We start from the raw sequence: 10,949 nt of genomic DNA, 5'->3' as shown, positions 1-10,949 counted from the left end.
TTCGTGCTCGTTGTCGTATTCACTGCCTGCCTCCGTGCGAACGCGCGCCATGACGACGCAGGCTGTCGATGAGCAGATTCACGCCGACTGTGAGCGTCGCAATCGCGACGGCTGGCATCAGCACCGCTGGCGCGCCTTCCGCGAGACCGCCGATGTTCTCGCGCACGAGCGAGCCCCAGTCCGCGTTCGGCGGTTGCACGCCGAGGCCCAGAAAGCTCAGACCCGAAAGCAGAAGCACGATGAACACGAAGCGCAGGCCGAAGTCCGCGAGCATCGGATGAATCATGTTGGGCAGCACTTCAACGCGCGCGATATAGAACAGCTTCTCGCCACGCGCCTTCGCGACCTGCACGTATTCGAGCGTCATGATGTTCACCGCGAGCGAGCGCGAGATGCGGAACGCGCCGGGGATATACGCGAGCGCGGCGACCATCATGAGCATCGGAATGGACGAGCCGAATGCCGCGATCACGACGAGCGCGAGAATCTTGCTTGGGATGGAGATGAGCGCATCGAAGAGGCGGCTCAGGACTTCATCGACCCAGCGTCCCGACACCGCGGCAACGAGGCCGAAGAACGTGCCGATGACGCTCGCCGCCACCGTCGACGCGAGCGCAAGCCCCACCGTGTATTGCGTGCCGTACAGAACGCGGCTTAGCATGTCGCGGCCGAGATAGTCGGTGCCTAACAGATGCGCCGCGCTGTACGAGCCGAAGATTTCCGTCGACGTGAACGCGCCGCCTTTGTACGGTGCGATGACCGGCCCGATGAACGCCACCGCGAGCCAGAACACGACGATAAGCAGACCGATCAGCCCGAGCACCGAGAAGCGGCTGACGACGCGGCTCAACATGCCCCGCCTGACGACGGACGCAGGTTCTTGCCGCGTATCGGCGGAAGGTTGGGCGGAAGGTTGCTCGTATAGCACGGTCGTGGCATGAGAAGGAGCGTGTCGGTTCATCGTTGACGCAGCCTCGGGTTGGATACGATCTGACACAGGTCCGCGATGAGCACGAGCGCGAGATACGCCGCGCAAAACACCATCACGCAGCCCTGCACGAGCGGCATGTCGCGGTTGGTGACGGCATCGACCATCAGGCTCGCGAGACCGGGATAGTTGAAGATCGATTCGACGATCACCACGCCGCCGAACAGATACGACAGCGAAAGCGCAACCGCGTTGGCAATCGGACCGATGGTGTTCGGCAACACGTGCCGTAACACGACGCGCATTGGCGAAGCGCCCTTCAGCACGGCCATCTCGACATACGACGCGTTCAGCTGATCGAGCACCGCCGCGCGCGTCATGCGCGCCATCTGTGCGACGATCACGCAGCAAAGCGTCATCACCGGCATCGCGTACGTGCGCACGAGTGCGCCGAACGACGACACATCCGACAGATACGACAGCGCCGGCAGCCAGCGCAGCTTCACCGCGAAGATCAGCACGGCAATGGTCGCGACGAGAAACTCCGGCACGGCAACGGTCGAAAGCGTGAGCACATTGAGCACGCGATCGAGCAGCGAGCCGCGATACATCGCCGATAGAATGCCGATCACGAGCGCGAGGGGCACGGACACGAGTGTCGTCAACCCCGCGAGCACCAGCGAATTCGGCAGACGCGTGGAGATCAATTCACTGACGGGCAGATTGTTGGACAGCGATGTGCCGAAGTTGCCCGTCACCGCATGCGCGAGCCATTGCACATAACGCGTGATCGCGGGTTGATCGAGGCCGAACTGATGACGCAGCGCCGCCACCTGCTCGGGCGTGGCGGCCTGGCCGAGCGCCTGCTGCGCGGCATCGCCGGGCAAAAGACCGGTGATGCCGAACACAACCATCGACACGATCCACAGCGTGAGCAGCGCGAGCCCGAGGCGCGCGGCGACGAGTCGTTGCGCGTGAACTTTCATCGGATATCGTCTCTCGTTTTCAAGGGTTGATATCGCGCGCCGACGCTCCTGCAAACGACGGCGCACGTCCGCTGTCAAAGCACGCTCACGCCTCCAGCCACACGTTCTCCGCGAACATCCAGCCCATCAGGCCCGCGAGCGGAATGCTGCCCAGGCCCTTCAGCTTTGACGTATGCGCATCGAGCGAGCTCTGGAACATCGGAATGCCAATGCCGCCGTCCTTGTGCACAAGCTCCTGCATGTCCCCGTAAATCTTCTTGCGCTTCGCGTCGTCCGGCTCGCCGCGCGCCGCGACCAGCATCTGGTCGAACTGCGTGCTCTTCCAGTTCGCTTCGTTCCACGGCGCGTCGGACTTGAAGAACTGCGTGAAAATCACGTCCGCGCTCGGACGCGCATTGATGTTGCCGAAGCCGAGCGGATGCTTCATCCAGTGATTCGACCAGTAGCCATCGGACGGCACGCGCACGACCTGGAGATTGATGCCTGCCTGTGGCGCGACCTGCTGCATCAGCACAGCCATCTCGACGGAGCCTTCCGCCGCCGGCGATGCATAGAGCTGAAGCGGCGTGTTGCCGATCTTCGCCTTCTGGAAGTGGAACTTCGCCTTGTCGGGATCGAAGCCGCGCTGCGGCAGGCCCGACATAAAATACTTGTTGCTCGGATCAATCGGCTGATCGTTGCCGATCGCGCCATAGCCGCGGAAGATGGTCTTGCGCATCTGATCGCGGTCCATCAGGTACATCATGCCGCGGCGGAAATCCGCGTTGCCGGTGATGCCGCCATCGTCGCGCGTGATGAGATCGGTGTACTGGCCCGTCTTCGTTTCCAGCACCGCGAAGCCCGGCGTACCCTTGATGCGTTCCGTCGAGCGCGCGCTCACTGCGTTGATGAGCTGCACGTCGCCCGATATGAGCGCGTTCACGCGCGCCGGCTCGTCGGCGATGCCGATCAGCTCCACTTCGTCCAGATGCGGCATGCCCGGCTTCCAGTACTTCTCGTTGCGCACACCCACGGTGCGCACGCCCGGCGAAAACTCCTTCAGCTTGAACGGGCCCGTGCCGACGGCCGTCTTGAAGTCTGTCGTGCCGTCCTTGATGATGAGGAAGTGCGAATCCGCGAGAATCACCGGCAGGTCGGCGTTCGCGCCCGTCAACGTGATGGTCAGTTCGTTCGGGCCGGTCGCCTTGATTTCCTTGAACTGGTCGGCGAGCGTCTTCGCCTTCGAGCCGACAGCCGGGTCCTTATGGCGCATCAGGGAATAGATTACGTCCTGCGGCGCGAGCGACTTGCCATCGTGGAACTGCACGCCGTTGCGGAGCTTGACGACCCACACGGTCGCGTCTTTCGTTTCGAGCGATTCCGCCAGCGCCATCTTCGCGCCGAGATGACCATCCAGCTCGGTCAGGCCGCTGTAGAACATGAATGCGCGCGCGTAGTCGGTGCCGAGGGCGCCCTTGGCTGGATCGAGCGTATCGGCAGCGGACGATGATTGCGTCGCCACGCGGATGCGACCGCCCTGCTTCGGCTTGTCCTGCGCGAAGGCGGCGCCGCTCGCGGTGAGGAGCCCCGTGCCCGTCACCGACAGCAATCCGCCCGCAGCCATCGCGCGCAGGACGTTGCGCCGCGACGCACCACGTCGCGTCAGTTCTTCGAGCCGTGTGCCGGCATCGGCATGGGCGAGTGCTTCAGGCGATTTGTCGATGCTCATGAACTTCTCCGCGATAGGGGCTGTAAATGTTCGACGGCTTGATCGTTGTATGTGGGCCGCCTGTCCTTGCTTCCGATGCTTCGGTGCTTCGATGCTTCAGTAGAAAACGTCTTTGATCGAGTAATACGCGCCGACCAGCGGCAGAAACCAGGGCTTGCCCGTATGCCCCGGAATCGCGGGCCAGTCGAAATCGCGCCACGGGTTCGCTTCCGTGTTGCCGTTCATCACGTCGGCCATGACCTGGCCCATGTGCGTCGACATCTGCGTACCGTGGCCGCTGTAGCCCATCGAGAAATAGATGCCGTCGTGCTGGCCCGCGCGCGGCAGGCGGTCAGCCGTGATATCGACGAGACCGCCCCAGCAATAGTCGATGCGCACGCCGGCGAGGCTCGGGAAAATCGATGCGAGATTGGCTTGCAGGATGCGCCCGCTCTTCGAATCCGAAGGACGCTCCGATGCCGTGAAACGCGCGCGGCCGCCCAGCAGCAGGCGCGAGTCGTGCGTCACACGAAAGTAGTTATGCATGAGGCGGCTCGTCGTGTACGAGCGCCGGTTCGGCAACAGTTGCTGCAGTTGCTCCGTGGGCAACGGCTCGGTCACGATGATGAACGAACCGACAGGCGCCATCCTGCGCCGATACCACGAGAACGGACCGTGCTTCGAAGGGCCCGTTGCGATCAGAACCTGCTTAGCGTGCAGCGAACCGCGCTTCGAATCGACGCGATATGCACCACTTTCCTTCACGATGTTCGTGACTTCGGCATGTTCATAGAGGCGCGCGCCCTGCTTCACCGCGGCTCGCGCGAGCCCCACGGCGAACTTGCCCATATGCATCTGCCCGCCGTGACGCTGCAGCAAGCCGCCGTGGAAGGCATCAGATTGCACTTCAGTGCGGATCCGCTCGCGATCGAGCAGATCGATGTCCGGATCGACTTCCCGCCGGATCAGTTCGGCCGTCTTCGCGATGTATTCCAGATGGTGCGGCTTCGCGGCGAGCTTCAACTTGCCGGACGCGAGATAGTCGCAATCGATGTTCTCTTCGCGAATCAAACGCTCGACGGTGTTCACGGCATCCGCATACGCGCGATAACAACGCTGCGCGCGCTCGACGCCGAGTTGTGAACGCAGCGCCGCGTAGTCTTGCGCGACACCCGTATTGCACTGGCCACCATTGCGGCCCGACGCGCCGCCGCCCACGCGCCCGGCATCGAGCACCGCGACGGACGCGCCGCGCTTGCCCAACGCGAGCGCCGCCGACAAACCCGTGAACCCGCCGCCGATCACGGCGACATCGACCCGACCATCCGCCGGGCCTTCGCACGTCGAGGTCAAAGCGGGCGCAGTATCGAGCCAGTAGGAGTCGAGTTTCATCGGCATTGCTCGCGTGAAGTAGCGTGTCTAACGTGGGTCAAAGACCGAGTTGCGTGGCGAGATCGCCGATCGTGTCCACTTCGTAATACTCGTAGTACGGCGTGCCCGGCTCGTGGCCGCGCTTGACGAACGCCTTGTGCCTGATGCCCATGTCATGCGCGGTCATGAGGTCATAGCGCAGGCTCGACGACACGTGCAGCACGTCTTCCGGGTTGCAGTCGAGCTGGTCGAACATGTACTCGAAGCCTTGCATGCGCGGCTTGTACGACTGCGCCTGTTGCGCGGTGAACACGCGATGGAACGGCGCGCCGAGCTTGTCGACATTGCTTTGAATCTGATCGTTCGATGCATTCGACAGAATCACGAGCCTGTATTTCTTCGCGAGACGCGAGAGCCCTTCCGGCACGTCCGGATGCGGGCCCCAGGTCGGCACGGCGAGGTAGAACTTTTCGGCTTCCGCTTCGTTGAATTCGACGTTCATACGCTCGCAGGCGCGGCGCACCGAATTGACGATCACGTCGCGATACGGCTTCCATGCGCCGAGCACTTCGTCGCGACGATAGCCCGCGAAAAACTTCACGAACTGCTCCAGTGCATCGCCTTGCAGGCGGTCGGCGTACATCTCGCGAGCCATATCGGCCATGCGGAATTTCGTCAGCGTGCCGTAGCAGTCGAAGGTGATGTACTTCGGCTCGAAATTGATCATGGTTTCAGTCCTGTCGTGTGATGAACCCGTTCGGGAGTTCAGTGGTGAAAACGAGGAACAGCGAATCGTTGAGAAAAATTTAAACAAGGCAAAAATGACTGATGGCGTTGAATGTGTGCCCCGCGACGACATAAGTCATGCGTTTTGAGGTTCCGTTACAGCAGAAAATGCGCCGCCTGTTTCGCACGATCGTACGCATCAGCCTTCAATATCGATGAGCACGCTCTTGAAGCGCAGATTCGCCTCATACGCCTGCCGCCCGAGATCCTTGCCAATGCCAGAACGCTTGTAGCCGCCCGTCGGGATCACAAAGTCGCTCGTGCGCCCATAGCGATTCACCCAAACCGTGCCCGCTTCGATGCCGCGCACCATGCGCAACGCGCGGCCGATATCCGCGGTATGCACGCCCGCCGCGAGTCCGTATTCGGGATGCGCAGCGAGTTCGAGCGCTTCTTCCTCGCTGTCGAAGGACTGCACGGTGAGCACCGGGCCAAAGATTTCGTTGCGCACCGCGTCGCTTTCCTGTGTGACATCGGACAGCAACGTGGGTGAATAGAACGCGCCGGGCGTCGCCGCATCCGCGCGCTCGCCGCCGCAACGCAAGGTCGCGCCGCTTGCGATGCTGCGCTGGACGATCGCGTCGATGCGCTGCGCCTGCGGCTCGGAGATGATCGGCGGCAAGGTCGTGCCCGCTGCCCATGTCGGACCGGCCTTGAGTTCGCTGAATGCCTGCACGATGCGCTCGATCAGTTCATCGGCGATGGCGCGCTGCACGAGCAGGCGCGATCCCGCGACGCACACTTGTCCCGCGTTTGCCGCGATCGAGCCGGCAATTCGCCTTGCCACTTCGTCGATGCGCGGGGCATCCGCGAACACAATCTGCGGGCTCTTGCCGCCGAGTTCGAGCGTGACGGGCTTCGTGCCCGTCTCCGCGCACGCGGCCATGATCGCGGCGCCGGTGCGCGTCGATCCGGTGAAGGTGACCTTGCCGATGCGCGGATGACGCACGAGCGCATCGCCCGTCGTGCTGCCGTCGCCCTGGACGACGTTGAAGATGCCAGGCGGCACGCCCGCGTCGAGCGCGAGTTCGGCAAGACGCAATGCGGAAAACGGCGTCATCTCCGAAGGCTTCAGCACGACCGCGTTGCCCGCCGCCAGCGCGGGCGCAGTCTTCCAAATGCCCATCACGAGCGGAAAATTCCACGGTGCGATCGCGCCGATCACGCCATACGGCTCGGCGATGGTCATGCCGAGATGACGATGATCTGTCGCCGCGACATCACCGCCGATCTTGTCCGCAAGCTCCGCATAAAAGCGGATGCTCTCGGCCGTAAATGGCACGTCCCAGTTAGAGGCATCGCGTACGGGACGCGTCGAGCCGAGTGCTTCGAGTGGCGCGAGGCTCAGCGCATCGGCGGCGACGAGATCGGCGAACTTGCGCAGCACGCGTGCACGCTCGCGCGGCGCGCGGCGCGCCCAGTCGCTCTTCTTGAACGCGCTCCATGCGTTCTGCACGGCATAGTCGATCATCGCGTCATCGGCGAGAGGCACCGATGCATACGTGACGCCGTCCGACGGCCGCGACACGTCGATGCGCGAGGCGCCCGCATCGATCAGTTCGCCGCCAATGAAGTGCCCGCTCCTGATGTCGATGCTGGCGGGATCGAAACGGTCCATGTGCGCGAGTCCTCCTTCGGGCTGCTGCGTTGGCATGACTTCATCGTAGGACCAGCGCCCCGGCATATTTCACCGACAAAATTGCCGATTCAGCACGGCGCGCGCGTTCTTGCCGCGATAACCCGCGGTTTTGCGTTGCACCACGCGCGCCGCTCCTTGTTCGGCGCGGAACAGGAAGATCGTCCTAGCCATGCGCGCTGCGCGGTGTCACAGTGACGGTAAATGTCTTCACGCGAGGAGGCCGGCGTGCCCGACTCAAGCAATAACGATGTGGTCCAATACCGGGCTTTCACACTCGACGACATCCCCGCCGCGCATGCGCTGTCGATGTCCGTCAAATGGCGTCATCGTGCGGACGACTGGCGCTTCGCGGCACGTCTCGGCAGCGGCTTCGCCGCCGTCGATGAGCAAGCCGCGCTCGTCGGCACTGCGCTCGCGTGGCAGTTCGGCGCAAGTGCCGCGACGCTCGGCATGTTCATCGTGTCGCCGGAACATCAGCGGCGCGGCATCGGGCGCGGACTGCTCGACCGGTTGATGGCGGAGCTGCCCTCGCGCATGCTGCTGATTCATGCATCGAACGAAGGCAAGCCGTTGTGCGAGGAACGCGGCTTCACGCGTATCGACACGATTCGCCAGCATCAGGGCGCGGCGTTTCAGCCACCGCTCGTTTCGCTCCCGCCGGGTGAACGGCTTCGTCCCATCGGCGCGAAGGATACGCCGCGTCTCGCGGAACTCGCCTCGCGCGCGACCGGCATGGATCGCACCGAACTGATGCCGCCATTGCTCGACGTGGCGAGCGGCATTGCACTCGATCGCGATGGCGAGCTGACCGGCTTCGCGCTCTTCCGGCGCTTCGGCGACGGACATGTGATCGGCCCGGTGATCGCGCCCGAATCGCCGGACCAGAGCCGCGCCAAGGCGTTGATCAGCTATTGGCTCGCGTTGAACGCGGGCATGTTCGTGCGCGTGGATACGCCGCTGCGCTACGGTCTCTCTTCGTGGCTCGAAGGGCTCGGTCTGCCGCTCGTCGATACCATCGAGCAGATGGCGTTGAACGGCACGCCATCCCCCGACGACACACTCACGCAGTTCGCGCTGACGAGCCAGGCGTTGTGGTGATTTGCGCGTGAACATCGACGGGGTCGACGTTTACGTCTTGTCCGGATCGTAGGCGCGCCGCGGCAAGTCCTTCATGAAGTACGGATGCCACTCCGGCACCGGATGATCGTTCGCGAGTGTGCCGTGCCCGCGCAGCATCACGGTCACGATGCGCTGCCGGTCATGCAGATACTTGATGCCCATCGTCGAACATGTAAAGTCTCGCGGCCGTGTCCGCGAGGACCGCATTGCGCTCTTCACCATCCGGAAGCAGCGCGCAAAGCAACTCGAGCGTGTGGGCAAAATGCTCTTGGGCTTCGTACTGTGTATGCGGCCAGTCGCTGCCCCACATCAGGCGACTCAGGCCGAACGCCGCCTTCAAAAGACGAACCGCTTCGTGCATGTCATCGTCACCCGTGCGAAGGCCGCACCAGTTCCGGTACGCCGCAGATATCTTCACCCACACGCGCTGCGTATGCGCCAGTTCGAGCAGACGGCGAAAGCCCGCGTCACGGACACCGAGATCAGGATCGGGCCTGCCGAAATGATCGACGACCACGTTCAGGCCCGCTTCAAGAAGCGGCTCGACGATGCCCTGCAGCCGCGCAGCTTCCGCATGCACCTCGACATGCCATCGCAGTTCTCGGACATGCGCGAGCGTTTGCCCGCTCACCCAGTGGTCGAGTGGCAGATCGGCATGACCGATCAGGTTCAGGCGAATTCCAGCGACGCCCGCGTCCGCCATCTCCGTCAGTGTGTCTTTTGCGCACTCGCGCCCGATTACGGCGACGCCACGTAGTCTTTCGGGCGCGCGGCGCAACGCATCGAGCAGATAGCTGCAATCCGTGCCAAGAAAGCTGGGCTGTACGAGCACGCCGTGCGATATGCCGTGCGCGTCCAGCTGTGCCAGGTACGTGTCGAGCGGCGCATCGTAGTCGGGCGCATAGCGCCGCTGCCGGGTGAGCGGCAGGCCGCGCTCGAATACATGCGCATGCGTATCGACAGATCCGACGCTGGCGGGACGACGCGCATCCCGCCGAAGGCTCGCGTCTGTCTCCAACTTCTCCATCGTGAACATTCCTTCATTACCAGTCTTGTGCGGCTACGCGCGAATGCGCCGCGCGTCAATGCCTTTGTGCTTGAGAAAGCGCGCCCGGATGTTGCGTATCGAGAGCGGCATCGCCTAGTGCGCGGCCGCGCGTCTCCGGCAGCATCAGCACGGACAGCACCACGATTGCGTAGGCGAGTCCTGCATCGATGCCGATCGCCGATCCGAGCGACATATTCGCGGACATCTGTCCGACAAGCACCGGAAAGCCTGCCGATGCAACACGGCCGAAGTTGTAGCAGAACCCGACACCCGTGCCGCGCATCCCACGCGGATACAGTTCGTTGAACAGCGCGCCCATGCTCGCGGGAATACCCGCCGCAAAAAAGCCCAGTGGAAAGCCGAAGAACAGCATTGCGGTATTGCCGAGCGGAAGAAACAGATAGGCGATCACCGTTATCACGCAGCAGATTGCAAACGTGAGAATGGTTTTGCGGCGTCCGATACGGTCCAGCAGTTGCGCGCTCGCGATGCACCCGCAAAAGAACGCGACGATTACGACAGCGAGGTAGCCTCCCGTGCCCAGCACCGACAGGTGGCGCTCGCTCTTCAGAAACGTGGGCAGCCAGGTCATCAGCGCATAGTAGCCGCCATGCGCGCCGACGCCGAGCAACGCGCCGATCAGCGTCATACGCAGCACTTGCGGAGAAAAGATGCCGACGATCGCACCGGGTGCCGGTTCGTCCTGGGGCACTCGCGCATCGCGCGCCGTGCGACCCGGCACGTCGGGTTCGTGCACGCCGCGTCGAACGTAAAGGATCAGCAGCGCGGGAACGATGCCGATCCCGAACATCGCGCGCCACGCGGTTTCGGCGGGCAACAGCGAGAACATCACTGCATAGAGCAGCACCGCCGCGCCCCAGCCGACGGCCCATGCGCTCTGCACGCTGCCCATTGCCTTGCCGCGATGCTCGTTGCGGATCGTCTCCGCCATCAGCACTGCGCCGGCCGCCCATTCCCCGCCGAAGCCGAACCCCTGCAGCGTCTTGAGCACGAGGAACTGCGGATAGTTTTGCGCGAACGCGCACAGGAATGTGAACACGGAAAAGAACGCGACCGTCCATTGCAGCGTCTTTACGCGACCCAGCCGGTCCGACAGCATGCCCGCGATCCAGCCGCCCAACGCGGACGCGACCAGCGTGACGCCGCTGACGAGCCCCGCTTGCGCGCGACTGATCGACCATTCGGCGACGATCGCCGGAATCACGAGGCTGAACATCTGCACGTCGAGCGAATCAAGCGCCCATCCGCCGAAACACGCCCAAAACGTCCGGCGTTCGTTGCCTGAAATCTCGCTGAACCACTTGAACATTGCCGTCTCCCTGGGTCGCCGCTCCTGCATGGAAAACGACGTGTTCCTGATGGCC

General features: G+C 63.3%; 10 protein-coding genes. 1 reads left to right on the top strand and 9 read right to left on the bottom strand.

Translation table 11 applies throughout. The features are described from left to right. Positions 1-19: 19 nt before the first annotated feature. The 6 genes from BN2476_RS29630 to BN2476_RS29605 all read right to left on the bottom strand — a co-directional run bounded on the left by BN2476_RS29630 (position 20) and on the right by BN2476_RS29605 (position 7,376). The gene (locus BN2476_RS29630) at positions 20-961 is read right to left on the bottom strand and encodes an ABC transporter permease (RefSeq protein ID WP_087737774.1); all 942 of its coding nucleotides are present in this window, start codon (positions 959-961) and stop codon (positions 20-22) included. Further along, positions 958-1,914: an ABC transporter permease gene (locus BN2476_RS29625; RefSeq protein ID WP_087737773.1), complete on the bottom strand. Its 957-nt coding sequence runs from the start codon at positions 1,912-1,914 to the stop codon at positions 958-960. The genes BN2476_RS29630 and BN2476_RS29625 overlap by 4 nt, the downstream gene beginning before the upstream one ends. 85 nt (positions 1,915-1,999) lie before the next feature. After that, positions 2,000-3,622: an ABC transporter substrate-binding protein gene (locus BN2476_RS29620; RefSeq protein ID WP_087737772.1), complete on the bottom strand. Its 1,623-nt coding sequence runs from the start codon at positions 3,620-3,622 to the stop codon at positions 2,000-2,002. A gap of 96 nt (positions 3,623-3,718) precedes the next feature. Beyond that, positions 3,719-4,993, bottom strand: a complete 1,275-nt coding sequence (locus tag BN2476_RS29615; RefSeq protein WP_087737800.1) for an NAD(P)/FAD-dependent oxidoreductase — start codon at positions 4,991-4,993, stop codon at positions 3,719-3,721. 37 nt (positions 4,994-5,030) lie between these two features. Next, a complete protein-coding gene (locus BN2476_RS29610) occupies positions 5,031-5,699 on the bottom strand; it encodes a haloacid dehalogenase type II (protein WP_087737771.1) in 669 nt (222 codons plus the stop codon). A 198-nt stretch (positions 5,700-5,897) separates the two neighbouring features. After that, positions 5,898-7,376, bottom strand: coding sequence for an aldehyde dehydrogenase family protein (locus BN2476_RS29605; RefSeq protein WP_087737799.1), 1,479 nt, complete (start codon positions 7,374-7,376; stop codon positions 5,898-5,900). Positions 7,377-7,622: 246 nt separating this feature from the next. Between BN2476_RS29605 and BN2476_RS29600 the strand changes: the two genes are divergently transcribed. After that, positions 7,623-8,495, top strand: coding sequence for a GNAT family N-acetyltransferase (locus BN2476_RS29600; protein ID WP_438942908.1), 873 nt, complete (start codon positions 7,623-7,625; stop codon positions 8,493-8,495). A 30-nt stretch (positions 8,496-8,525) separates the two neighbouring features. On the opposite strand, the gene BN2476_RS46660 is transcribed toward BN2476_RS29600, so the two are convergent. Genes BN2476_RS46660 through BN2476_RS29590 form a run of 3 tightly spaced genes read right to left on the bottom strand, consistent with a single transcriptional unit; the run spans position 8,526 to position 10,894 of the window. Then, entirely contained in the window at positions 8,526-8,678 is a 153-nt protein-coding gene (locus BN2476_RS46660; RefSeq protein WP_160111778.1) for a hypothetical protein, read from the bottom strand. Beyond that, the gene (locus BN2476_RS29595; protein WP_087737798.1) at positions 8,656-9,543 is read right to left on the bottom strand and encodes an amidohydrolase family protein; all 888 of its coding nucleotides are present in this window, start codon (positions 9,541-9,543) and stop codon (positions 8,656-8,658) included. The genes BN2476_RS46660 and BN2476_RS29595 overlap by 23 nt, the downstream gene beginning before the upstream one ends. A 55-nt stretch (positions 9,544-9,598) precedes the next feature. Then, positions 9,599-10,894 carry an MFS transporter gene (locus tag BN2476_RS29590; RefSeq protein ID WP_087737769.1) on the bottom strand — a complete coding sequence of 432 codons (1,296 nt, stop codon included), beginning with the start codon at positions 10,892-10,894 and terminating at the stop codon, positions 9,599-9,601. Positions 10,895-10,949 lie beyond the last annotated feature (55 nt).

The sequence above is a fragment of the Paraburkholderia piptadeniae genome (assembly GCF_900007165.1).
Lineage (GTDB): Bacteria > Pseudomonadota > Gammaproteobacteria > Burkholderiales > Burkholderiaceae > Paraburkholderia > Paraburkholderia piptadeniae.
The sequence above is the reverse complement of the archived record's forward strand: the minus strand, read 5'-3'. Positions and strand labels throughout refer to the sequence as shown.